Source organism: Levilactobacillus koreensis JCM 16448, from assembly GCF_001435525.1.
In the GTDB taxonomy this organism is placed as follows: Bacteria; Bacillota; Bacilli; order Lactobacillales; family Lactobacillaceae; genus Levilactobacillus; species Levilactobacillus koreensis.
Genome location: NZ_AZDP01000089.1, coordinates 41,918 through 65,541, shown reverse-complemented (window position 1 = coordinate 65,541; position 23,624 = coordinate 41,918). Strand labels below are relative to the sequence as shown.

Annotated in this window: 23 protein-coding genes and 1 other RNA gene; 6 read left to right on the top strand and 18 right to left on the bottom strand. The window is 48.2% G+C overall.

What is annotated here, in order from left to right:
* The coding region (locus FC99_RS14180) for a helix-turn-helix domain-containing protein (protein WP_235805891.1) at window positions 1–603 on the bottom strand (603 nt) is incomplete at its 3' end.
* 95 nt (window positions 604–698) lie between these two features.
* On the opposite strand from FC99_RS14180, the gene tnpA reads away from it, so the two are divergent.
* Window positions 699–1,118 carry an IS200/IS605 family transposase gene (gene tnpA, locus FC99_RS08205; protein WP_048736093.1) on the top strand — a complete coding sequence of 140 codons (420 nt, stop codon included), beginning with the start codon at window positions 699–701 and terminating at the stop codon, window positions 1,116–1,118.
* A 96-nt stretch (window positions 1,119–1,214) separates the two neighbouring features.
* Here the strand turns inward: tnpA and FC99_RS08200 are convergent, their stop codons facing one another.
* Together FC99_RS08200 and FC99_RS08195 are read right to left on the bottom strand one after the other, a co-directional pair.
* Window positions 1,215–2,717, bottom strand: a complete 1,503-nt coding sequence (locus FC99_RS08200; RefSeq protein ID WP_048736094.1) for a carboxypeptidase M32 — start codon at window positions 2,715–2,717, stop codon at window positions 1,215–1,217.
* Window positions 2,718–3,176: 459 nt separating this feature from the next.
* Window positions 3,177–3,701 (bottom strand): TetR/AcrR family transcriptional regulator, encoded by a 525-nt coding sequence (locus FC99_RS08195; protein WP_048736095.1) that lies wholly within the window; start codon window positions 3,699–3,701, stop codon window positions 3,177–3,179.
* Window positions 3,702–3,915: 214 nt separating this feature from the next.
* Here FC99_RS08195 and FC99_RS08190 point away from each other — a divergent pair, with 214 nt between their 5' ends.
* Window positions 3,916–4,581: a CPBP family intramembrane glutamic endopeptidase gene (locus tag FC99_RS08190; protein WP_082153300.1), complete on the top strand. Its 666-nt coding sequence runs from the start codon at window positions 3,916–3,918 to the stop codon at window positions 4,579–4,581.
* Between the two features lie 55 nt (window positions 4,582–4,636).
* Here FC99_RS08190 and FC99_RS08185 read toward each other — a convergent pair whose 3' ends face one another.
* The 5 genes from FC99_RS08185 to FC99_RS08165 form a co-directional block, all read right to left on the bottom strand.
* Window positions 4,637–4,981, bottom strand: coding sequence for a hypothetical protein (locus FC99_RS08185; protein ID WP_048736097.1), 345 nt, complete (start codon window positions 4,979–4,981; stop codon window positions 4,637–4,639).
* Window positions 4,982–5,095: 114 nt separating this feature from the next.
* Window positions 5,096–5,554: an 8-oxo-dGTP diphosphatase gene (locus FC99_RS08180; protein ID WP_048736098.1), complete on the bottom strand. Its 459-nt coding sequence runs from the start codon at window positions 5,552–5,554 to the stop codon at window positions 5,096–5,098.
* Window positions 5,527–6,654, bottom strand: coding sequence for an acyltransferase family protein (locus FC99_RS08175; protein WP_048736099.1), 1,128 nt, complete (start codon window positions 6,652–6,654; stop codon window positions 5,527–5,529). The genes FC99_RS08180 and FC99_RS08175 overlap by 28 nt, the downstream gene beginning before the upstream one ends.
* 492 nt (window positions 6,655–7,146) lie before the next feature.
* Entirely contained in the window at window positions 7,147–7,344 is a 198-nt protein-coding gene (locus FC99_RS08170; protein WP_048736100.1) for a hypothetical protein, read from the bottom strand.
* A gap of 114 nt (window positions 7,345–7,458) precedes the next feature.
* Complete coding sequence (locus tag FC99_RS08165; RefSeq protein ID WP_048736101.1) at window positions 7,459–8,802, bottom strand: ammonium transporter; 1,344 nt, start codon at window positions 8,800–8,802, stop codon at window positions 7,459–7,461.
* Window positions 8,803–9,285: 483 nt separating this feature from the next.
* On the opposite strand from FC99_RS08165, the gene FC99_RS08160 reads away from it, so the two are divergent.
* Entirely contained in the window at window positions 9,286–10,188 is a 903-nt protein-coding gene (locus FC99_RS08160) for a rolling circle replication-associated protein (protein WP_048736102.1), read from the top strand.
* A 47-nt stretch (window positions 10,189–10,235) separates the two neighbouring features.
* Here FC99_RS08160 and FC99_RS08155 read toward each other — a convergent pair whose 3' ends face one another.
* The 3 genes from FC99_RS08155 to FC99_RS08145 form a co-directional block, all read right to left on the bottom strand.
* On the bottom strand, window positions 10,236–11,867 hold the full coding sequence (locus tag FC99_RS08155) for a hypothetical protein (protein WP_048736103.1): 1,632 nt from the start codon (window positions 11,865–11,867) through the stop codon (window positions 10,236–10,238).
* A 13-nt stretch (window positions 11,868–11,880) separates the two neighbouring features.
* Entirely contained in the window at window positions 11,881–12,771 is an 891-nt protein-coding gene (locus FC99_RS08150; RefSeq protein WP_048736104.1) for a hypothetical protein, read from the bottom strand.
* A 230-nt stretch (window positions 12,772–13,001) separates the two neighbouring features.
* Window positions 13,002–13,814 (bottom strand): hypothetical protein, encoded by an 813-nt coding sequence (locus tag FC99_RS08145; RefSeq protein ID WP_048736105.1) that lies wholly within the window; start codon window positions 13,812–13,814, stop codon window positions 13,002–13,004.
* 449 nt (window positions 13,815–14,263) lie between these two features.
* Between FC99_RS08145 and FC99_RS08140 the strand changes: the two genes are divergently transcribed.
* Window positions 14,264–14,635, top strand: a complete 372-nt coding sequence (locus FC99_RS08140; protein WP_053083564.1) for a helix-turn-helix domain-containing protein — start codon at window positions 14,264–14,266, stop codon at window positions 14,633–14,635.
* A 100-nt stretch (window positions 14,636–14,735) separates the two neighbouring features.
* Here FC99_RS08140 and FC99_RS08135 read toward each other — a convergent pair whose 3' ends face one another.
* The 7 genes from FC99_RS08135 to FC99_RS08110 all read right to left on the bottom strand — a co-directional run bounded on the left by FC99_RS08135 (window position 14,736) and on the right by FC99_RS08110 (window position 20,001).
* Window positions 14,736–15,302 (bottom strand): DUF1643 domain-containing protein, encoded by a 567-nt coding sequence (locus FC99_RS08135; protein WP_048736106.1) that lies wholly within the window; start codon window positions 15,300–15,302, stop codon window positions 14,736–14,738.
* A 749-nt stretch (window positions 15,303–16,051) separates the two neighbouring features.
* The gene (locus FC99_RS08130; RefSeq protein WP_082153303.1) at window positions 16,052–16,540 is read right to left on the bottom strand and encodes a type III toxin-antitoxin system ToxN/AbiQ family toxin; all 489 of its coding nucleotides are present in this window, start codon (window positions 16,538–16,540) and stop codon (window positions 16,052–16,054) included.
* Window positions 16,541–16,866: 326 nt separating this feature from the next.
* Window positions 16,867–17,241: an HIT family protein gene (locus FC99_RS08125; protein ID WP_048736108.1), complete on the bottom strand. Its 375-nt coding sequence runs from the start codon at window positions 17,239–17,241 to the stop codon at window positions 16,867–16,869.
* A gap of 5 nt (window positions 17,242–17,246) precedes the next feature.
* Window positions 17,247–18,389 (bottom strand): THUMP domain-containing class I SAM-dependent RNA methyltransferase, encoded by a 1,143-nt coding sequence (locus FC99_RS08120; protein ID WP_048736109.1) that lies wholly within the window; start codon window positions 18,387–18,389, stop codon window positions 17,247–17,249.
* Window positions 18,390–18,623: 234 nt separating this feature from the next.
* An RNA gene (gene rnpB, locus FC99_RS13640) (RNase P RNA component class B) lies at window positions 18,624–19,003 on the bottom strand.
* A gap of 19 nt (window positions 19,004–19,022) precedes the next feature.
* Window positions 19,023–19,376 carry a cell division regulator GpsB gene (gpsB, locus tag FC99_RS08115; RefSeq protein ID WP_048736110.1) on the bottom strand — a complete coding sequence of 118 codons (354 nt, stop codon included), beginning with the start codon at window positions 19,374–19,376 and terminating at the stop codon, window positions 19,023–19,025.
* A 55-nt stretch (window positions 19,377–19,431) separates the two neighbouring features.
* Window positions 19,432–20,001, bottom strand: a complete 570-nt coding sequence (locus FC99_RS08110; protein ID WP_048736111.1) for an SLOG family protein — start codon at window positions 19,999–20,001, stop codon at window positions 19,432–19,434.
* A gap of 974 nt (window positions 20,002–20,975) precedes the next feature.
* On the opposite strand from FC99_RS08110, the gene recU reads away from it, so the two are divergent.
* Window positions 20,976–21,578 (top strand): Holliday junction resolvase RecU, encoded by a 603-nt coding sequence (gene recU, locus FC99_RS08105; RefSeq protein ID WP_048736112.1) that lies wholly within the window; start codon window positions 20,976–20,978, stop codon window positions 21,576–21,578.
* A gap of 47 nt (window positions 21,579–21,625) precedes the next feature.
* Window positions 21,626–23,624 (top strand): transglycosylase domain-containing protein (locus FC99_RS08100; RefSeq protein WP_420843327.1); only part of this gene is annotated, 1,999 nt, incomplete at its 3' end.

Here is a 23,624-nt window from a genome sequence, read left to right as displayed (position 1 = left end):
GGACACGAAATAATGTCCTACGGCGTCCATTGAGACCGTTGTCGTCCCAATTCTAACGTCATTAGTACGATCTAAAATCTTCGATGGCAGCCCCTTGAAACGGAGACACCCAAGCTTGGGGAGTTGTAGGTGGTGAGAATCATTTAGTCTTGCGCTACCATTACTCATCGTTGGTTCGGTCACTTTGGCACCGTAAAGACACGATGTTTGATAAGTCTGAGTATAGCCACGCTTATGAAACTTAGGCGTCCCCGCCTGATGAACCTGACGGAATAACTTCCAAGCAGTCTTGTAATTCTTGATAGCATTGGCTTTCATCAAGCTGTCAAAGTCTGGATGATTTAGCCAACCATGCATATTGGAGATAGCAGTTGATGGCTTCTTTAGACGTTCAGTCAAATCGGCGATTCGGTCCAACACAATTGCAATAGGGATCTTAACCTGTCTTAACCAGAACAGGTCATTGTTCATGCCGTTCATCTGATTATAAATAAACCGACTAGCGTCACTGTTACGCTTGATCAGCCGTTTCTGTTCAGTTGAAGGAAAGACCCTAACCTTAACCCCATAATGATAAGGTAGTTGCACCATTGTTTTCGTCATAACCTACCACCTCCTCTTGCTTGACAGTAGTATACCATATGAGCACACTACGCCCATAACAGAGCGTCTTATAATAATATTTATGGAGGTATCATATGAGTAATGATAGTGAAGGGGCAATTCACGAACGAGGTTACGTTTACAACTTTCATTTTCACTTGGTCTGGGTCACTAAATACCGGCACGAAGCATTTACAACACCAAAGTTAGTTGCTGAGATGACCGACATTTTAACAAAAATAGCTCGACTGAACGAAGTGACCATTGAGCAAATGGAAGTCATGCCTGACCATGCCCACTTACTACTGAGCTTTAAGCCCAAGTATGCCCCAACTAATGTCGTCAAGGCCTTTAAGGGTGGTTCGGCGCGGTTATTCTTTGAATTACATCCCGAGATAAAGGCTCAAGAGTTCTGGGATGGACATCTTTGGTCACCCAGTTACTTCATGAGTACCCTGGGCGATATGAGCAAGACGATTGTAGAAGACTACATTGCTAATCAGCGAAAGGTCTAGTGGCATTCATCTCTTGTTTGAAAACAAGGGAATTCTGCCTAATTTATATTAAAACCGTATTTCTAGTTTATCACTTACTTTTTGAAAGTAAAGCGTTTAGTGCCCCACCTGATAAGCGCGTTCATAGGTTGCCGTCATCCAATCTATCCAGTACTGCGGATTAAGCGGCTCACCCGTAACCTGTTGGACCAGCTGGGCCGGCGTTAACGCGGCCCCTAGTCGATGGATATTTTTAATCCGCCAGTCGGTAATCCGGTGATAGTCCCCACTAGCCAAAATTTCTGCGACCGGTAATTCCTGGCTCATGGCGTGGTAGAACTGTGCCGCGTAGAGTTGGCCCAGCAGATAAGTTGGGAAGTAGCCGAAATCGCCACCCGGCCAGTGGATGTCTTGGAGGATGCCTTCCGTATCGTTGGCTGGCGTGATGCCCAGGTACGTCTGATACTTGTCGCGCCACAGGGCCGGCAACTCAGCAACCGTCGTTTCACCATTGAACAACGCCTTCTCCAGTTCGTAACGCACGACGATATGCAGCGGATACGTCAGGGGGTCGGCTTCCGTTCTGATCAGCGTGGGCTGGGTAAACATGAACCCGCGGTAAAAGGTCGGCTCGTCGATATCACTAAAGATGTCGCCAGTTGCCTGCTGGAAGCGCGAATACTCCCCCTGCCAAAAGGCAACGTTTCGGCCAATAAAAATCTCGTTAAATAGCGACTGTGACTCGTGCAACCCCATTGATGGTGCATCGGCCAATGGTGTGTAATCAAAGTCAGGATTGAAATTTTGCATGTACAGGCCGTGCCCCGCCTCGTGGATCCCGCCCAGCAGCGACATTTGAAAATCGTGGACGGCGTAACGGTTGGTGATCCGCGCATCATTTCTATTCAACGGCACCGTGAAGGGATGCGTGCTCCGCGACAGATCCCCCTTAGCAAAGGAATACCCTAGGCGTTGAACGGTCTCACGAACGACCTTTTCCTGCACATCTTCTGGGACGGCCCGGCGCATGAAGTCCACCCGCGGTTGCGTCCCCCGTTCCGTAATCGTCTGCCGAATCTTAGCGATGCCCGCCTTGAGCGTCTCCATGATGGGGTCCAACTGAGCGACCGTCATCCCCGGCTCGTATTGATCCAACAAGACATCGTACGGCGTGGCCTGTCCCTGCCGCCAGTACGGAATGAACTGCTTTTTATAGGCCACGATTTTTTCCAAATAGGGTTGCAAGCGGCTAAAGTCCTGTTCCTCGCGTGCGGTCTCCCAGACCTGTTGGGCATCGGAGACGACGCGCTGGTAATCGCTGTAGTCCGCCGCGGGAATATTATGATTTAAATCGTAATCGCGTTTGACCAGCCGCAAGACCTGTTGGCCCTTGGTATCCAGCTCGTCCGGATGGTCCGTGAAGTGGGCGATCATTTGGCCCATCTTCTGCCCCATCCGCAAGTCCAACTCCTGTTCGCTGATCATGCCAATTAAGTCACCGCGAAAACTCCCGGCGTCTCGGGGTAAATACGTGCGTGAATCCCATTCAAGCAATGCCAAGTTGCTGTCCAACAAGCTGATCTGTTTGACCAGCGCTAGAAAGTCCGCTTCAGTCTCCATACGACCGCCTCCAATATAGGTTGCATTCAGTCTAGCACGTCTCCTCCCGAAACGCCCGTGACTCTTTGTGCAGTGTGGTGTGGCTAAACTGGCCGCACTACGGATTCCAGGGATTCCGCCTGCTGTGGGGACGCTTCAGCCTGGAAGACCACCAGTCTTCTCGCTCGGCCGGCTACATCCCTGGCCTCCTCCGGCTCCGATTGCGTTTTACCACAACAACAGTCGGCAAACGTAAAAACTCAGCGCTTTCGGTCCGATCAATAACGCCCATTACAGTCATTATCTCAGTCGTCTAAAAACGCTGCGTAAACCGAAAAATCGCCAAATATGAGCTCAGACGCGTCGTTCTGCTCAATCGGCGTTTCTTACCGAGCTAGCAGAAAATCAACCTTGGAGACTCGTGCTTTAAATTTCGTTCGTACCGTTTCTAGCCCTATCTGACAACTGGTAAGGCAACTGTCATGCCCGCAATAGCCGCATCAGTTGCGCCGTGACTTCTTCCGCGGTTGCCGGTTGCGTTGGCAGTTGCAAGAGCGTTCCCAATAAAAACGTCCAGATGGCTGGTGCCGCCTGTTCAACCGGCAGCGTTCCCGGCTGCTGGGCGGCCAGCAAGGCGACCACCGTTTGAAGGCTTTGGGGTGCCGGCACTGGTGTCTGCAAGAGAAACACGGTTGCCTGGGGATGATTCCGCGCGTAGGTCAGAAGATTCGTGACCATTCGCTGGAGCATCGCCGTGGCGTTGGGTGAATCCAGGACACCTTCCCGCAAAGCAGCGGCTAGTTCCTCCTGAAACTCAACTCGCAGGGCAGCCAGTAAGCTCGCCTTGTCCGGAAAATGACGATAAACGGCGGCAGGGGTAACGGCCAAAAATCGGGCAATCTGCCGTAAAGATAATTGGTCAACGCCTGCCTCTTCTAATTGTTGCCGGGCCTGCTGCTGAATCGCGGCGGCTAAATTTTTACGATGATACGGTTGTTTTGCCATGAGCGACAACCTCCTCTTAAATCCTATGTTAACACTGATTATGGCTATATGTTATCACTGTTCACTTTAAAAGTAAACAGTGATAACATAAGATGTAGTTGCTGATAATATTTATCGTTTTTACCGATTCCTTACGTTATTTTTACACCCCCTTTTCACCCAAAAGTTTTACAATAAGAGTATCGTTAATTTTCCGAGAAGAGAGGGAATTTCTGTGTCTAATAGCGTTTCAAGTCGGCGGCTCATCTGGCAGTTCATCGGAGCTTGGGTCGTCTGGTTAATTGTTCAAGTTACTTTAAACGTCCCCATCAGCCAGCATTTTCATGGCTGGCCCCAAGAGATTCTACTGGATGCCGTTAAATTAACGGTTTGGATCGGCGCCGGGTGGTTGTTCACCCATCAAGCTCGCCGGGGAGCCTTGACCCTGACCAACCGGGAACAGTGGCGGCCTAACTGGCACTTCACCGCTGGCTACGTCGTCTGGATCGCCATCGTCTTGTATCTTGGACTCCAGTTCTGGCTACTGCACCACGGACTCCGGGTCAGCCGGACCTTTATCCCCCAATATTGGGGCCAGTATTTCCTAGTCGTGGGCGTCGCCGAGGAATTCGTTACGCGCGGCTATTTTCTAAATGCCCTCCTGAAAAAAACGTCATTTGCCAAAGCTAACGCGATTCAGGCATTAGGATTTGCCAGCATGCACATTCCCCGTTACCTGACGACCGTTCCGACGATGAGTGTCGGCACTTGGCTGAGTAATTTAGTCTCTGTCTTCGTCCTGGGACTGCTGTTCGGCTGGCTGTACAAAAATAGCCGGTCGCTGTGGCCCGGCATTGCCGTTCACATGACCTGGGATATTCTGGTCACCCTCTTTGGTTAGGCAAACAAAAATGGTGTCACCTCCGCAAATGGAAGTGACACCATTTTTTAGTTGCTTAAGCCAAGGTTCGGCGCTTCAGGTAACCCAGGAGAACACTTAAAAAGGCAAACGGCAGGAAGAAACTAAACAGTGCCGTAACCAATTCCGGTGCGACCGTGACGGCCAAGACGAGGTCGATCACACCAACCAACAAACTGACGACCAGCAGAACTCGCCAAATGACGCGGCTGAGATGCTGCTGATAAGTTAATCCATAAACCAATAACGTTAAGGCCGTGGTCAACAATAAGGCCCGGTCAATGACCGGTAACGCCAACAGTCCGGTTAATCCTAGGGCGACGATACTGAGCCCGATAAAGAAGTAACCGTACCAGCGTTGCGTTTGCACAGTGGATTTCACGATTATCGCTTCCTTTACCTATTCTTCACACCTTTAGTTTAACTGATTATGTAACCGCTTACAATAGTTTAGTCTGCCTAGCCGCTATTTTTTCGAATAGCGGCCAGAAGTTTTCTAATGATCGACGTGCAAATCGCCATTCCATTCATCACTCGTAACGGCGGCAACTTCGTGATTAAAGACGCACAGTAAGGTCGGCATCGACGCCGCACTCTTCTCCGCCGTCATTTCGCTCAGCGGTAGCCAGCTGATCTGCCCTTCATCGCTGGCCTTCAACTCACCGAAAAATTCTGAGCTACGGTAGAGCAAGCCGAGTTTTCGTTGTTGGCGGGACTCATCGAACCATTCACAGGTGCCGCAGAAACTAACGGACTTTAAATGGAGACCGGTTTCTTCGTAGACTTCCCGAATCGCCGCCGACGCACAGGTCTCCCCAACCTCGACGTGACCACCAGGAAAACTGTGACCAGCCTTCCATGGGACGTTAACTTTATCTTCTACCAGAACCCGGTGAGTCTGCGGGTCGGTCACCATGATCATCGTGACTAATTCGACTGGTTGTGTTCGAGACATTGTCTTTTCCTCCAATTTAGGATGACTGATTTTAGTTTCTGCCAAGCAAGGTGTAACAAATAGGTCGCCGCAAACGACCAGAACCACGTCAAAACATAACACAGCAACAGGCCCCATCCCACGTGGCGGCTCGTCAGTTGTCGACCAAACGCCGACCAAATCAACGTCAGCCAGAAAACATTGGCCAAATACGCCCGGTAGGCATAGGTCACCAGCCAGTGAATCGCGGGTAACCACTGCGACCGCTGCCGCAGCTGCCAGATGGCCAAGCTCACGATCAGGCCAATGGCACTCAGCGCATACAAGACATTGGCCGGCAAATAATAACTGCTACGAGCCAGCGATAACGGCCGGACCGCCAGTAATTGGTGCGCTTGCCAGCTAACCGTCACGCCGCCTAAGACTAGACACGGCACCGCTAACCAGTGCCACTGCCGAACGCGCGGCCACGCCAGATACAGCACGATTCCTAAGATGGCGTACGGGACAAAGCCCAAAAATATTCGGTCCGTCAGATACCAGCGACTGTAGCGGGCCGTAGCGTAGATCCAATATGTATAGGCTCCCATCCCCAGCGCATAGGCAATCGCCGTGCCGCCCAGCAGGAGTCTCCGCCGGCCGACCGTCGTCGCCCACTGCCGTACCGCCCACCAGACCGGCATCAATAGGATAATCTGGAGCATCATCGTGTTGTACCAGAGGTGCGGCGCCGCATTCCCATTCACCATTTTCCAGAGAAACCGCCCAATGGTATGGGCCGGCCGATGTTGCTGAACGCCGGGTAAAAGCAGGAGGTAGGCCAGTGTCCACCACAGGGTCGGGACACCGAGCGCATGCCACTGTTGCCAATAGTACTGGCGCAATGCCGGCCGGGGCATCGTCGTTCGCATCGTGGAAAAGAGGATGCCGCAGATAAACGCCGGTGCCGTAAATTTGATGGCGGCATACAGCCAAGCAATCGGTACACGCTGAACTTGCCCGGCCGCAGTGGTCAGACCCAAGCTCAATACGGTCTGGCCCATGACCGCCGTACAGGCGAACGCCTTGAGATAGTCGCCAACGTCCGCAAGTTGTTCTCTTTGTGTTTTCGTCTCCCTCATCGCCTTTACCCTTCTCATTTTAGCAAGGGGCTTAGGTTGCTGTAAAGAGTATGATGAAAAATTGTCGCACTGCGGCTGCCAGGGGGTCCGCCTGCTGTGAGGACGCTTCAGCCTGGAAGAACACCAGTCTTCTCGCTCGCTTTTAGGCCGCAAAACACGCGTCTTAAAAGTTGCCCATCATGGTAGCTACCATAATTTCCACGGCTGGCTACACCCCTGTCTTCCTCCGGCTCAGATTGATCACAACCGTAGGAAAGGTTTAAAGAAAACCGCCATTCCTGCCAATGGAACTTCCCACCATTCTTATACGCATAACGATTTTCCTACCATATAAGATGCAAGCTGTAGCAGCTCTCACCTATCGATTGATAGGCAATATATATCAATTCTCCTCAAAAATCGTCAGATGAACTCAACAAAACCAATCTCAGCCCCCTAAATTCAGTGCAAACAAAAAGACGGCTCACCGGCCGCCTTTATTTTGCCTATTGCTTAAGCTTCACGCTCATTCTCATTCTTTTTAGATGACTTTTCTAGCCAATTTTCAACACTGTAGCAGGCTAATCCGAGGATCGCGAATACCAGTGGAAATGCCACCCACAGTACCGACTTCATTAGCATGAGTACTAAGCTCAATAATCCCACTGCCAGAACAACCAAGACGATCAAAGCAATCTTGTCTTTCGTCATTTTAATCTCCCCCAAACTAAGTTAAAGCTTCGTGGCCCCTAACCACAACCGTAGCTTACCAGAAAAAATGATTAACGACAATCATCTTGACCAAACTTAAGAAAGTTACTACCTTTACTTACCATTATCATGAGGCGACTGAATCGTTGGGTGCTGCAGTCGTTGGAGTTGACCCTTAAATTCTGGCGCGTAGAGTTCCTGGTCGGGATGGAAATCCGCCAACCGTTCGCTCAGACCCACCGTGTAGTCGGCCTGCTCGCCGTGTTCGCCTTGATCTAGACCCAAGCGTTCCTCGGTCGCGTCGACTCTCATTGGCGTCAGCCGCCGCAAAATTAAGATCAAGACGCTTCCCATGACAGCGACCAAGGCAATCGTGAAGCCCGTCGCCAGTAGTTGAATCCCTAACAGGTGCCAACCACCACCGTAAGCCAAACCATTTTGCGTAATCGTGGGGTTCACGGCCCTGGTCGCAAAGACTCCGGTCAAGATACTGCCGACGATTCCACTCACCCCGTGACAACCGAAGGCATCCAGCGCATCGTCCACGCCCAGCCGCGGCTTCAATAGCTGAATGAACCCGTAACTGGCTAACGTGGCCAACGCACCGATCGCTACGGACCCCATGATGGTCACGTAACCGGCAGCCGGGGTAATGGCGACCAGCCCGCAGAGTGTCCCGGTGCAGACCCCAACCAGAGTTGGCTTGCCCGTCGTCCAGATGTCTAAGAACATCCAGACGACCATGGCCGTCGCCGTTGCCACCGTACTAGTAATGGCCGCTTGCATGGCGACCCCGTTAACGGCTAAAGCACTGCCCGCGTTGAACCCGTACCAGCCGATCCACAAGATGGCCGTGCCCAGTAGCACCCACGGTAAATTGTAGTGTTGCGTAGAAGTGGTCTTTGTCAGCCGTGGCCCCAGCCAGGCTGACAGAACCAGTGCCGTGACCCCGGCATTGATGTGAACGACCGTCCCACCGGCGAAGTCCAGCACGCCTAATTTAGCCAACCACCCAGCCGGGCTCCAGACCAAATGGACCATCGGGTAATAGATCAATATGGACCACAAAACCAGAAAAATCAGCAGAAACTTAAACCGGATCCGGCCGACCACCGCGCCGACGAACAGTGCCGGAGTGATGATGGCAAACATCATTTGAAACAGGGAGTAGACCCCCACTGGAATATGTGTCGCCGTTAAGCTCGTTAGCTTGATGCCGGCCATAAACGCATGGTTCAAATTCCCTATAATCCCACCGATATTGCCAGAAAAAGCCAGCGTGTACCCTAAGAAAACCCAGAGTAAGATGGCGACCCCGGTCATGATAAAGACCGACAACATCGTGTTGACCACGTTTTTCTCGGACACCAGCCCACCGTAGAAGAAAGCCAGCCCTGGAGTCATGAATAGAACCAAAATGCTCGCGATAATGACAAATGCCGTATTTGCAAGATTCATTAGCGACGCCCTCTCTTTACCTTTGATGTTAGAAATTATAACACCAATTTTCAGAAAAAGTAGGGGGATGTCTTCAAAATGGCCTCGTTTGCCGGGTAATTTAACGAACAAAAGGACGGTGCAACAGCTAGTTGACGCGGTTAACGTACTATCCGAATTTTAATGTTAGATTTTATGACACGAACCATCATTTACCAGTTGCGGCCAAACCATCCGCTCCTAACTTCTTGATATGAACTACCACCCCTAGATTAAATTGATTTAGCAGACTGACCATTTTTAACCCTAGATGACAAGGTGAGAACTTACTTCGGTTTTAACGACCCCTTGCGGCAAAAAGAAAAGCGGGTCCTGTTAAGTACTGCCGATATATTTTTCGGCGACTACTTAAGGAGGTTTTCATTATGTACGTAATCTATTTTCTATTAGACTTGATTAACATCAAACTTTTCACCGTTAGTCCAGTGCAGGGAGGTGGCCGCCATGTCTGACACCAAGACGATTCGCGTCATCTCACCCGTCGAGCCCATCACCGGTCACGCTCTGGTCAAGGTCACCCGTATGCAACAGATCACCGAGGTCCAGTACAGTCAGCACCGCAATTTCTTTCCCACTATTCAGCGGTTGAAGCACAACCGGTACGTCGTCCTCAGCACCGGTGAACTCAAGGTCTTCGCCCGCAACGATAATCGGGCCCAGAACCTCGCATCCCTCAGAGCCAGTCTCAAACGCCTTCGCCGCCTCATCAACAATAACTTCTCCGGCGCGGCAGACGAGCTCTTCATCACGCTGACCTATGCCGAAGATGTGTCCGACCCTAAGCAGATCAGTAAGGACTTCGACGGTTTCATCAAGCGCCTCCGCCGCCGCTTTACGACCTTCGACTACATCAAGATTGCCGAGCCTCAGGGTAGATTGAAGTCGGGTCGTGCGGTCTGGCACTACCACCTCCTGCTAAAGGGTGTTGCCTACATCACTCCAGATGACCTAGCCAAGACTTGGCGCCACGGCTACGTGAAGGTCAAGGCCCTTCAGGACGTGGATGATATTGGCCGCTACCTCACCAGCTACATGGCGAACATCCCCCTAGAGGAACTCCGCCACACTGACGGCTTCGAAGGCAACCCACCAATCGTGGATAAGAACGTGGCTGGCCAGAAGAAGGCTTTCGTCAAACGTGGCCGGTTACAGTACTATCCGTCTGGAATGAATTTCTACAGCTCGTCTCGTGGAATCAAGGCTCCGACTAGCAACTACATGTCCTACAACGAGATCAAGCAGACAGGGCACCTGGGTAAATTGACCAGTGCCAGCGAGGTCGTTATTGAATCCCCTGGCTTCTCCAACAAGGTAATCACAGAAGAATACAACGCCCGGCGCCACTAAGCGTCGAGTCAAAAGCGAATCGCCAGGATCTCTGGCGGTTCGTTTTGTTATATGTCTTGGAAATTAGTATGCATATAAGCCTTAGGCGTACCCCCGGAACGGCCATCAGTCTTGCCCATAACATACTTATAGGTCTTACCGTTGGTCTTCCACTTGATGCTAGCGGCTGGCTTGTAAGTCTTCCCCTTGGCCAGCTTCGTGATGACCTTGTTGGCCTTTAGGCTATGCGTATGGTGGTCAAAGTCGATGAACTTGAAGATGACCTTGCCTTTGCCCTCATTGGGGTTCTCGTTGTACATCGTGGTTACCTTGTTGGACTTAAGGGTTCTAGTCGTCTTCTGGTACCACGTGGACTGGTTGGCAACGGGCCACTTCAAGTCTACATTGGGGTGGTCGTCCATGTAGTCCCCCATGTTCCCTGTGATATGGAACGTAATCTTCTTATTCTTACCTGCCAACTTGTCATTTAAGAGCTTGGCACTAAACTTGTGGGTCGAATTGACTTCAGCCACGGAATTATGTGAAAAGTTCGCGACTGAAGAAATCTTGGTCACCGTGAACCGTTTAGGCAGACTATCGGAAAGCGTAGCACCCTTCTTGGCAGAAACGGTGGCGTTAAGGTTATAGACCATTGAATCGTGTTTATCCTTCAACGTATTCTTGGTAGTGGTCTTACCCTTGTAGGTAATGGACTTAGCAATGGTCGTCTTAGTTGCCTTTTTGGCAACTGGGGCACCCGTAAATACGAATTCATTGTTACCAGAGCTATGGCCCTTTAACAATACTGTAATTGACTTGGTTCCGTTAGCTGCGTATTCCCCAATACCCCCTGCATAGTGAATTGCCGGGTTTAAGTCACGCGAACCCTCATTATTCCAGATATAATGCAGGTTAAGCTTGTTAGGGCTACCTATCTTTTCATTAACGATTTTTTTCCTACGGGGGTCAAAAGCTTTACCATTCTTGTTTTGAATTTGACTATTGCTAGGAAGATTCAGCTTATTTTGTACTTGGAATATGCCTTTATTAGCCTGATTCGTATCCAACCATGTATTACCACCAGTTGAAGTTGACCAAGGATTCCAATGTAGCGTATCCGTAATAGAAGTGACTGACTGATTAAAAGAAGAGCCAAAACGACCATTGACACCTAACTTAGCTGGTTCCAAGTCAGTATAAGCTAGACCAATAATATCATCGTTCCACTTAACTTGTGTACTCGTCTTATGGTATCTGAAAGTGAACTTGACTTTCATTGATTCACTACCACTACTAAACATGTTAATTGACATTTCATTCTTCGTCTTATAACCTACACCTCCCACACCCTTAAAGTCGGATAAGGTAGCCCAAACATCAACTTGTTTACCTGAATTAGGGTCTTTGCCCATATTATAGAATTTAAAGGTCGTACCATTTTTAGGCTTCCACGACTGCATCCCATCCTTACCCCATGAAGCACCGCCTATATATTGACCTACACCGGATTGTCCATAACGGCTGAAACCTTCCTTAGAATCATCGCCTTGCCACTTCGGTGCCCAGGTCACATCGTTCTTCCCAGTATAGATATTCCCCATAGCATAAACGGTGGTGGAACCGGTGTTTAGGGCCACCCCTAAAGAAGTTAATGCTAGTATGGTAGCCAAAGAATACTTTAAACCTCGTAAAACATTCATTTGAAACTCACCTCTATTCGTTATTTACGTGTTTTCGTTGACGCAACCAAAGTGCGAATGCAGTACCCCCGAGACCAAGGATTCCTAAGAGACCGATAGTTGCGATTAAGACTGGTTGTGTCTTGTCTTCATCGGTACCAGGAAGGTTTCCCTTTTTAGAATTAGTCTTTGTAGGGGATGGGATATTAGAAGTACTGGAATTATTAGAGGTGCTACTTGAATCAGTAGTAGAACCTGCATTACCCGGAGCATTAACTGATTGTTTACTGAAAGAGCTTGAGCCATTCTTGTCAGTAGTTGAAGAATTACCAGCTACATTTGAATCACCATTGGAATCGGACGTATCGGAATTAGATGTATTAGAATCTTGGTCATCTTTAGCTGTAGACTCCTCATACTCTTTACGGTCTTGGGTATCCTTTATAGGATCAGTATTAGTTCCACCCTCCACCTCATCAGTAGTATACCCACTATCGTCTGAAGAACTATCGCTCGCAGAACCTGGTCTAATGGCGTTATCAGCTGAATCATCAAACCCTGGTTGACTATCTACATCTTTAATTCGTTTACCATTGCTATCAAAATCCCCAACGTCTTTAGCAATAATACCTATAGCTTGGTTCATTTGATTCGCATCCCCGCTCTTGATAGCATCATCTGCTAATTCCAAATCCGCTTGCATGGTTTGCTTATCGTACTCTTCTACACCCTTATAATTGATAATTACCTTAGCTTTATCTGTCAAAGCATTCAATTTAGTCTTGGCCTCTGATAAAGAGGTCGCTGCTTGTGCTGTCACCGTTGGCGTAACGTTAGGTGACAGCACCATCGTACCCCCTAACGACAAAGACAACAGCCCAATCGTAGCTAGACCAGTCAATTTTCGTTTACGTTTCATTGCCATACCTCTCGACACCTTTCTAATTGGATTATGTAATCGAAGTATTCTGTATACAAGAATTGACTTGAGGTTGGCTAGTAACGGTACAGATTGGAGTCAAAAAGACAGATAGGTTCAAAGGTGACAGTACTAGTTGGATTAATGACTAAAAGATTGTGCTGAAGAGCAGAAAAATACCAACTCGGTTATGAGTTGGTATTTTTCGTAGAAGACAATTGTTATTATACATCACATTAGTATTTTGCAGTATTTAATTTCCAATTTACCTGCTTTAACTCCTCGTTTACTGCACCTTGGTCTAGTTTATTACCATACAAACTAGTCTTGAATCCTTGATAATCATTCAAAGCATTATTATAAATTAAACTAGCTTCAAAGTATGCGTCTCGATGGACTTGATTTGACTTTGCACCTTCAGCATCCCAAGCATTAGGATAATTCTTTAAAATATACCCCAATTTATTAATCTTGTCACGAAGCGTAGCCACATTCTTAGCGCCCTTATAATTACTGTTTGAAACTGCATCAGAGATAACATAAATCTTAGCATTATCAGTTTTAGCTGGCTTTACATTACTAGTTTGCTTCAAGGGTGTCAGAGTAATCTTACTGGCGATTTTTACGTTAGTCGTTGGTGCAATCACTGTCTTGTTAGACACGCTGGTCGTCTTCCCCTGCTTACCCTTCAAGTTGCCCGTCCAAATCCAGCCCTTGACTGAACCCTTGGTGTTCTTCACATAGCGATAAGTGGCCGTCTTGCCAGTAGACTTGACTACCCGGATACTTTGAGTTGAATAGAACGTCTTGGTCTTCTTTGAAGTCGTATGCTTTGTCAGATAACGGCTGGAGTAAAGAGTTACTCCCTTCTTAGGAGACTTTTTGGTGTAAGAGGTCTTAGTGTAGTGGGTATTCTTGGTAATCTTCACTACACGGAATCCCTTGGTCTTAACGGCCTTGGCCGACGCGTCGACTGTTGTAACGGTACCGCCGACAAACAAGGCGACGGACAAAGCAAAGAGAGCTTTGATTAAATGAGTCTTTTGCATAATAAATTCCTCCAAATTTTATAAAATCATTTCGACATTGATTGTTTTGCTGAACGATTGAGTACAGTTGTGTTTTAAACTTACTGACGTAAACCTTATTAGTTAATCATAGCAATTGGACGTTTCGCTTAACTTTAGTTTTAAAGCCACGGAGAAAACCATAACAACGGCCTCTAACACCATCCAGTATTAGCAGCTCCCTTTACTGATAGTCCAATCAATCTGGTCATGGTATTCAGCGTCGTTTTAATAGCGATCTTTGCGCAAAAATCGAGTTTAAGATTTGCCTAACTACCCTAATATATTCCCACAGCCATAGTTCACACCCGTTTTTCCTATTCTCTGTTTGAGAGAAATGAAAAATCATATTCTCTGTTTCAACATCAAAGCACACCTTAAATGGATAATTATATATGCTTTGTTGTGAAAACAGAAATGGAGGAACTATGATGAGTAAATCATTACCAGAAAGAATCACCGATCTTCGAGAAGCCTTAGATATCACTCAAGGGAAATTAGCTGAAGAGATCGGTTTGGACAAGTCAAGCATGAGCCGCATCGAAAAAGGGACTCGTAAAGTCTCCAGCGATGAACTACTAAGACTAGTTGATTATTTCCAGGTCCCTGCTGATTACGTTTTGGGCCGGACAGACAATCTGACCGACCCTCACCTGTTCAAAGATAAGTTAGAAATCATCAAAGTCGATGATCTGCCTTATTACTACCGTTCCGCTATCAAAGCTTATGCCGACTTCCAACGCCACCAATTTCATGTCGAATTACGTCAAGGCAGATATACGCCATCGGACGCAGCTGAGTAAATCCTGATAATCGTAAAAAAATGGCATTCTCAACAATCGAGAATGCCATTTTTCAATACGACCATTGATACTAATACGGCCTGATGGCACGACTACTGTTTTAAACGATCTTCAAATGCCACTGATCATCAGCCTTGCGTACATGTGTCAGATTTTCAATCATGGCCTTAGGCTTATAGAGTGGATGACCACCATATCCCTTAGCAGTCAGCTTAACGACATACAAACCGTCGCCAACCGTGAGATAATCAATTTGGTTCATCAACTTAATGTAAGACTCATCATTGACGCCCTTAATTACCTCACCAGTTGCTACTAAGAAGTGAAAATGGCCAGCGGTCTTAACCATATGCTCAATTGCCTTGGCGTTAGGCAGCGCATTCTTATGAATATCACTGATTCGCGTCTTTAATTTGCTGCTATCCGTTTCAATTACTGGTGTTGTATTTACCACAACGACCTTGCGATACAAGTTACCTCGAGCGTTCAGGATCGTATTAATCGTTCGATCACTGCTCGTTCCATCGGCGACACTTGGATTCATCATCAAAACGAAAAGTGTTAAGTCACTAGCCGGATTGGGCGTGCTGATTTCCAATGAGTAACGACAACCCGCATTAATATTAGCCCGAATTGGTTTGAACCCTGCTGGATAAGAATAAGTCATAGCGAACCTCCATTTAATTTTTTCGTTATCTAATTTACAACGTTAATTGTACGTCTCTATAATAGCAACGTCAACAATATATTTCTCTATTTTAGCATAAACTGTCTGTTGGACTGTCACTAGTCACTAAAAATCCAATGCGGCCACCCCTGTAGTAGCAAGAGTTTCCGATTTTCATTTAAAAATAATTCTTGTATCCCCAAGACCAAACTATTTCAACTGAGCTAAGGGCATGCTACACTGCTTATACAAGAGAAGGGGGTTAGCGCCTCTTGAATCTATGTTGAGATTAGAACATTTTAAGTAAGCCATTTCGGCGCTTTGACGTAATAAAATGAAAACCCATGTGGATTAGTGGATATAATCTGCACCCGCTTGTGGGCTTCTGAGGAAGAGAAAGAATAGCAAGACCACCGTCCTATGAGGTTAGATTGGGCATATCTAGCGTGAGGTGAAACTCAATACGTGAAAAAGAAGGCAAATGCCTTCTTTTTTTAGGAGAAATGCGACTTATGTTATACGACTTGGAGTGATTAAAAAGTTATGACGGGGACATGTTCCCGTCATAAGTCGATATTGCGATGAAGCTTGCTGATAGTATTGAAGAAACTTTTCGCAATTTAGATCCGTTTATGCCACAAGTTTGTCAGGATATCCAAGCATTAATACTGAACCCCCAAAAAGAGCCCCTCATCCAGCTTTGATAGCTGAGATGAGAGACTCTCTTTTCTGGCTCTTATTAATTTAGACTACCTAGCCAAGTAGTCAGTCAACCGGCTTTCTAAGTCCTTGAAATCTAAACACATTTTATTGATGAAGTGAATGTCCTTCTCAGTTCGATTAACGTAAATCTTTTTAGCACGTTCCATAATTGCTTCTTCTTTCGGACGTATATAGTTCACTTCAGCCAGTAGCAACGTATACTTCTCAAAGTTATTTTTCTTTTCTGAATCAAGGTTAATTGGCGTATAGCAGGCCTTGTCAACCGGAATCATGTCATTGAGTAATAAGAAACTAATCGGGTCATCGTCACCATTCGGATTATCCCAAACATTATAGCCTAACTGTGAATTGACCCGTTTTCCTGGTTTTGAGCTCTCTAATGGTGCAAAATATCGGAAGCCATTAATACTAAGTACAATCCCCAAATACGGTCGATGACTTTTATTCATTCTTACCCTTCTATCAAAGCCCCTCAAATAAGAAACGTAATCTGAGTTCACGTAGACTAACTGCATTTCCCCCCTAATTTTAGCAACAAAAAAAGGGCTGATTGACCAGCCCCAGAAGTTAAATCTCTCACTTAATGGTAGAGAATCACCTATCTTAGACCTCTCACTTATGGCAGAGAATCGCCTATCTTAAACCTCTCACTTATGGTAGAGAATCACCTATTTAATATTAATTTTATGAAGGAAGTATTTCTCTTCCTATAGACAATATACATGACTTTCAGTGAATAGTAAACAAATTAGCACAAATAGAATTTACATATTTGAGGCCTAGCTTCAAGACCCGACAACTGTCGAACACTCGAACCTGACTCCAACTTTTCTTAACCCATTCACCACTTACGCACGGCCCGCGGAATCATCTTACGAATGCCCCCGCGTGGATCCTTCACGTCGCCTTCATAGCGTGGGATCAAGTGAATGTGCGCGTGCTGAACCGTCTGTCCCGCCGCCGCATTCACGTTGATACCGATATTATAGCCGGCCGGATGAAATTTATCATCCAAGAAGTCCTTGGCAACAAACGTTAAGGCGTCCATTGCCTGCCGGGTTTCTGCCGGCACGTCAAAGTACGTGGCGTAGTGTTGCTTAGGCACAATCAGCAGATGGCCCTTGCGCACGGGATGTAAATCCCAAAACGCCTTGGCCAGCTCATTTTCTAAAACCAGCTCGTCTTTTTGACAAAAAATACAATCTGCTTTAATCATGCGCTTTACCCCTTATGCCGTGGCTTCCGTTGAGCCCAGAATTGGAAGTAGTCGGTCCGCAACGCCCCGTTATACAGCTTCCGCGTCTTCGTAGCCTTTTGACCGTAGAAGTGTTCAAATTCCAAGTCGGCCGTCAAAATGTACTTCGACCAGTCCGTCAGTGGCTTAAAGACCTGGCCCATTTGCTTATAGAGCTCCCGCACACTGGCTTGGTCGCTCAACCGTTCCCCATAAGGCGGGTTGGCCACGATGACCCCGTGTTGCAGGTCCGTCTTGAAGTCTTGAACGGCCAGTTGCGTGAAGGTCACGTCTTGTGACAGACCGGCTTCTTGAGCGTTTCGCTTGGCAATCTCAACCATATTCTCATCAATATCAGAACCGAAAATCTGGAGTGGCGTGTCGTAGTCAGCCTTAGCGTCCGCCTCGTCACGAACCTTGTCACTCAGCTCTTGTGGCACCCAATCCCAGCTCTCACAGGTAAAGTCCCGGTTGAACCCCGGGGCCAAGTTCCGGCCGATCATGGCTGCTTCGATAGGAATCGTCCCGGAACCACAGACAGGATCCCAGAACGGCATGTCCTTGTGCCAACTCGTCAGCGCAATCAGAGCAGCGGCCATGTTTTCCTTCAGTGGCGCGCTCCCTTTGCCGACCCGGTAGCCGCGCTTAAAGAGGCTTGACCCAGTCGTATCCAGCGTTAACATCACGTGATCCTTGTCGATCATGACTTCCAATGGATAGGTCGCCCCAGTTTCGGGCATCCGCGTCCGCCGGTGATAAACAGCCGCTAGCTTCGTGGCGACGGCCTTCTTCACGATGGCCTGCGCGTCCGGCACACTATGTAGCTGTGACTTCTTCGACCGACCCTCAACGGGGAATGCCGCATCCATCGGCAACAGCTCGTCCCAGGCCACGGCCTTCGTGGCTTCGAACAGTTCATCAAAGGTTACGGCATCAAACTCGGCCACGATGATCCGCACCCGGTCGGCCGTCCGCAGCCACAGGTTGGCGCGTAAAATGTCTTCAATGGTCCCATCGAAGCGCACCCGGCCATTTTCAACCTGTGTCTCGTACCCTAGGTCACGTAATTCGCGGCCCGCAATGGCTTCGATTCCACTAGCGGTTGCTGCGTATAAATGAAATTTCTTCATAAAGTCCTCCTTGGTTAACAAGTTTGCTTACTAATTTGTGTCAAATTCCGTCACGCTGTGAGTCACCTCTGGCGGCGTTCTCATAGCAGGCGGTGCAACTGAATCCTTGAATGGTTGCTGTGGCGCGTGTTACCGTTGATTCCGAACTCACCACACCAACCGTAGGCAATTAACCCAATTATAGCTACAAAAAAAGGTGGGAGCAAGCTCCCACCCACCTGACATGGTGTAAATCCCTGTAAGCCATGTTTTGTACCGCTCAATCGTTTCAGGCAAACGCTTGAGTGGCAGTAATCATCTATCTCGAGAGTTTCCTCTCCCCCCACATTTCGTTCATTTCCATATGTGAAGCGCCCCTACCAAAAGTTTGGGTTGCCCGCTCGAGGGGTTTACCGCGTTCCACCGCCTAAGTTTCCTTAGACGTATCGTCACTGTGGCACTTTTCAGGGATACTAGGACATAGCCGAAGCCTTAGTCGTTTTTTCCCGCCGTAACGTTATTGCTAACGTCCCCCGGCTTATTTTTTCACCGAGCACGAACACTACAGACATCTCAGTCTGTGCGAGCATGGACTTTCCTCAGCCGACATAAGCCGACCGCGATTACTCAGGATTTACACCAGTCTTTATAATTCTACAAACGATGTGACTCGTTTGGATCATTATCTAATTGTGAACCGAAAACGTGCCGTTCCAAATTGGATAGCCGCTTCAAAATGTCCATGTTGGTAACATTTGAAGTTGCTGAGCTGGTCGTTGAAGCTGCCGGCTGACTGCTACCCACTTGCACTTGCTTCGTGAGTTCGTCAACCTTCGCCAATAACCGTTCGTTTTCTTCTTGAAGCCGTTGATTCTCCTTTACAAAGGTGTCGTAATCCTTAATGACGTTGTCTAAGAAGCTATCAACGTCGTCAGGATCGTAACCGCGCATTTTCTGACGAAATTGCTTTTGTAAAATTTCCTTGGGAGTAAAATTAACGTTTTCCATTGATCATTACACCTCGTTATCGTAATCAAACCGGCGATATCTATAATACCAGTTTTTACTCGAATTGGGAACCATTATTTAAATTTTCTTGATATTCGTTGGCACTTTCTTCTAACCAGTCCATGTCAACCAACGTCAAAGGGTACGCGTGGCGCTCTTGATAGCGTTTTACGGCCTCGTAATCATATTTCGGTTTTCCTTCGACTTCTAAATCATAAACCATGACGGCTTCATCCGTATGGGTCAACATAAATTCTTGATAGTTTCTTAACTGTTGGGGCCCATGATAAGGTTGCTCACTAACCGACTGGTGAAAATCAACGTGGCTGGTCACCGCCGCGTATTGCGCCTGATTGGCCTCGTTCCAGTTGTTGCCAAACTCGGCAAACGGCGTCATCACGGCCACCTTCAGCTCAGGATAGTCCGCCTTTAACGCAATGCCGACCTCAGCAGCCCACTGTTCAACGCCTAGCTGACCACCCGTGATCAACCAATCCGTCCCGTTTTCCACTTTACCGATCAGTAATTTTTTCAATGTATCCTTGATGACCAGTAGTTTTGGGTCCTGATTGCCAAAGGTGCCCAATTCGTAACTACGGTAACCTGTTAACCATAACCGACTCAATCGGCCACCTCCCTTTTTCCCCTGGAACATTTTGACATGGTGTGCAATTGCCGCACTGCGGCGGCCAGGGATTCCGCCTGCTGTGGGGACGCTTCAGCCAAAGGACGGGCTTCTCGCTCGATTTGAAGCCGCGGAAAACCACCGTGTCTTCAAATCGCCCATGGTGTAGGCTAGCAAAGAACACTAGCCAACGCCATTTTCACGGCCGGCTACATCCCTGACCTCCTCCGGCTCCGATTGCGCTCCTCCATAATCAAAACTTGGACTCGCAACACATCATCCATATCAAAACTACCGTTGTCAGCTGAGCGATAAGCAACTATGTACTCAAACACTTTATTTCACCATCCACAGGCAACTTAATATAGGAAAAACTAGCACTACCTGAGCTAAACAAAAGGGCTCTAAACACATTTAGCCCCCACCTACCAGAATATACCTACTATAAATTACTACAGTAGTCATACGATCAATTTCCAAACAAATTTGAAAAACACTCGCCAGACGAGTAACTAGGGCCTATTTAGCTTAAGTCGTAGTCTTCCTCTAGTTTAGCGAAAAATAGACCGTTGAGCAAATAAATTACAGGCTAAGCGTTACTTTATAGGAAAAAGATTGTAAATATCCAGAGAAAATGGCAATTTAACTACCAAACACCTCATATACTGAGATTTCATTTGCAAATGGCTTACTCTCTAAGTGACAACTTTTCCTTGGGACTTAACGCTGCTGCCTCAAAACCAAGTCAATTCAATCGAGGCATCCCTATACTAGGTGGCGTCAATGGTAACCAAAATGCGACCATTTCGTCCATTCATCCCCTAGTCTTTCGTTAAGTTCCGTTTAAATTCAAGCAAAATCACCGTCTCAACCGGTTTTAGGAGTTTTTATTTCTGGGTCAGCTTGGTATAATGTCAATAACTGGGCCACAAACTGAAAGCTGCGGTTTTCAAGCGAAGGAGTGTGAGGAGTCGATGACTATTCGGTATCCCAATGGGAATGCCTATCAAGCACCAACAGCAAAGACGGGGCCCAAGTTCCCTAGCACCTACACGAACTATGGTAAGCGTGGGATGACGCTAGAAGAGGAACTCAACGAAAGTAATACTTACTATGAAACCAACGGGGTGGCCGTCGTGCATAAGAAACCGACCCCCATTCGGATCGTTAAGGTCGATTATCCCAAACGAAGCGCGGCCGTCATCAAGGAAGCCTACTTCAGTACGGCATCCACGACCGACTACAACGGTGTTTACCAGGGCCATTACCTGGACTTCGACGCCAAAGAGACTCGCAACAAGGGGTCATTTCCGTTAAAGAATTTCCATCAACACCAGATCGACCATATGCGGGCTTGCACGGCTCAAGGCGGTATCTGTTTTGCCATTATTAAGTTTGTCGAACGCCAAGAAGTCTTCCTTTACCGGGCAACCGACCTCTTTACCTTCTGGGACGAGCAGACCCGTGGCGGTCGCAAATCCATTCCCTACTCGGAAATTGCGGCGCACGGCATCAACATTCCCGTCGGCCTGCAACCCCCGATTCCATATCTCAAAGCCGTGGATCAGCTTCTCTGAATCAATAATTACAGAAGCGAACACGTTTAAACGCAAAGGAGATTACCATGTCTAGTAACAATTCAACCCGTGAGACCCGGATGAGTCGCAACGCCGACCACCAGTCGGGTCCCCAACGTCCGCATCACGGTTGGCGCCTATTTCGCCGCATCCTATTTATCATTGTCGCCATTGGTGTTTTTGCCATCGTGGCTGGCGCCGGCCTCTTCTTTTTCTACGCACAGAGCGCCCCAAAGATTACGCAAAGCGCGCTATCGTCCGACGCCTCCACGCGAGTCTACGATGCTAACAACAACGTCATCTCGCGACTGGGCGCCCAAAACCGGACTTATGTGAAGTCCAAGAACATCCCCGACACGTTAAAGGCCGCCGTCGTTTCCACCGAAGACCGGCGCTTCTACCAAAATAACGGGGTCGACCCCATCCGAATCCTGGGTGCCGCCTTCGCCAACGTTTCTGGCTCTTCGCTGGGGATGCAAGGTGGGAGTACCTTGACGCAACAGCTGGTCAAGCTGTCCGTCTTCTCAACGGCCGCTTCCGACCGAACGCTGAAACGCAAGGCCCAAGAAGCCTGGTTAGCCTTGCAAGTTGATCACAAATACTCCAAGGATCAGATCTTGGAATACTACATCAACAAAGTTTACATGGGCAATGGTGTCTACGGGATGCAAACTGCCGCCCAATACTATTACGGTACATCACTCAAGAACCTTTCACTGCCTCAATTGGCGCTGTTAGCGGGGATGCCCCAATCGCCAACCAACTACGACCCCACGACCTATCCCGCTACCGCTAAGAAGCGACGGGACCTGGTGCTAAACGCCATGGCCAAGAATAAGGTCATCACGTCCGCTCAGGCGCAAGAGGCCGAGGCCGTCAGCATCAAGAATGGCCTGTCTTCGATTCACCAAACGACGGCTTCCACGAGTGCCAAGACGACCAAGGTCATCGACGCCTACCTCAAGCAAGTCTACTCCGAACTGAAGGCTAAGGGCTATAACACCACGACCGGTGGATTAAAGGTCTACACGAACCTGAACATGGACGCCCAACAAAAGCTCTATAACATTGCGAATACCAGTGCCTACATTGCCTATCCTTCCGACAAGTTCCAGATTGGCTCGACCATCGTCAACCCGAATAACGGGAAGGTCGTTGCCATGATTGGTGGCCGTAAGACTGGTAACGTCACATTTGGCCTGAACCGGGCTGTTCAAACGGGCCGGTCGAGCGCGTCAACGGCAAAACCACTGATGGATTACGGTCCCGCCATTGAATACCTCAACTACCCCACCTACGAACCGGTCAAGGATACGCCATTCACCTACCCCGGCACCGACAAGAAGCTTTACGACTGGGATAAGCAGTACCAGGGGACCATCACCATGCGCAAGGCCCTCTACGAATCACGGAACATCCCCGCTATCCGGACCTTACAAAATGTCGGTATCAGTAAGGCCACGACCTTCTTGAAGGGCTTAGGGATGACCTTTGATAAGACCCTGACCCTGCAAAACGGGATTGGCCTGTACATCTCGACCGAACAGGAAGCCGCTGCCTACGCCGCCTTCGCTAACGGGGGAACCTACTACAAGCCGTACCTAGTCTCCAAGGTGGTCACCCAAGACGGCAAGGCCCACAACTACTCGGCAACGGGTAAACGGGCCATGTCGGCTGCCACGGCGTTCATGTTGACCGACATGATGAAGGATGTCATGACCAACAATAATGGGTCCGGCCGTTCCGCTGCCATTTCCGGGCTGTATCAAGCTGGGAAGACCGGGACAGACTCCTACCCAGATGATTACGCCGACAAGGTTCCCGATGGCGCAACGATGGATTCTTGGTTCACGGGTTACACTAAGAGTTATGCCGTCTCCGTTTGGACCGGTTACGATAAGCAATTCGAACCAGGACATTACGTGAGTGAAGCGGACACGAAGATCGCTCAGGAAATTTACAAGTACGAAATGAGTTACCTTGCTCAAAACGCGCCGAACACCGACTGGACCAAACCCAGCACGGTCACCGAAACGACGCAGAATA

Bases quoted from the DNA above. Each gene is read 5' to 3' on its own strand.
- tnpA (WP_048736093.1), top strand. From the start codon at position 699: ATGAGTAATGATAGTGAAGGGGCAATTCACGAACGAGGTTACGTTTAC.
- FC99_RS08170 (WP_048736100.1), bottom strand. From the start codon at position 7,344: ATGACGAAAGACAAGATTGCTTTGATCGTCTTGGTTGTTCTGGCAGTG.
- FC99_RS08175 (WP_048736099.1), bottom strand. From the start codon at position 6,654: ATGAGGGAGACGAAAACACAAAGAGAACAACTTGCGGACGTTGGCGAC.
- FC99_RS08200 (WP_048736094.1), bottom strand. From the start codon at position 2,717: ATGGAGACTGAAGCGGACTTTCTAGCGCTGGTCAAACAGATCAGCTTG.
- FC99_RS08135 (WP_048736106.1), bottom strand. From the start codon at position 15,302: ATGACTTATTCTTATCCAGCAGGGTTCAAACCAATTCGGGCTAATATT.
- FC99_RS08130 (WP_082153303.1), bottom strand. From the start codon at position 16,540: ATGCAGTTAGTCTACGTGAACTCAGATTACGTTTCTTATTTGAGGGGC.
- FC99_RS08145 (WP_048736105.1), bottom strand. From the start codon at position 13,814: ATGCAAAAGACTCATTTAATCAAAGCTCTCTTTGCTTTGTCCGTCGCC.
- FC99_RS08180 (WP_048736098.1), bottom strand. From the start codon at position 5,554: ATGTCTCGAACACAACCAGTCGAATTAGTCACGATGATCATGGTGACC.
- FC99_RS08120 (WP_048736109.1), bottom strand. From the start codon at position 18,389: ATGAAGAAATTTCATTTATACGCAGCAACCGCTAGTGGAATCGAAGCC.
- gpsB (WP_048736110.1), bottom strand. From the start codon at position 19,376: ATGGAAAACGTTAATTTTACTCCCAAGGAAATTTTACAAAAGCAATTT.
- FC99_RS08155 (WP_048736103.1), bottom strand. From the start codon at position 11,867: ATGAATGTTTTACGAGGTTTAAAGTATTCTTTGGCTACCATACTAGCA.
- recU (WP_048736112.1), top strand. From the start codon at position 20,976: ATGACTATTCGGTATCCCAATGGGAATGCCTATCAAGCACCAACAGCA.
- FC99_RS08195 (WP_048736095.1), bottom strand. From the start codon at position 3,701: ATGGCAAAACAACCGTATCATCGTAAAAATTTAGCCGCCGCGATTCAG.
- FC99_RS08125 (WP_048736108.1), bottom strand. From the start codon at position 17,241: ATGATTAAAGCAGATTGTATTTTTTGTCAAAAAGACGAGCTGGTTTTA.
- FC99_RS08140 (WP_053083564.1), top strand. From the start codon at position 14,264: ATGAGTAAATCATTACCAGAAAGAATCACCGATCTTCGAGAAGCCTTA.
- FC99_RS08160 (WP_048736102.1), top strand. From the start codon at position 9,286: ATGTCTGACACCAAGACGATTCGCGTCATCTCACCCGTCGAGCCCATC.
- FC99_RS08165 (WP_048736101.1), bottom strand. From the start codon at position 8,802: ATGAATCTTGCAAATACGGCATTTGTCATTATCGCGAGCATTTTGGTT.
- FC99_RS08150 (WP_048736104.1), bottom strand. From the start codon at position 12,771: ATGGCAATGAAACGTAAACGAAAATTGACTGGTCTAGCTACGATTGGG.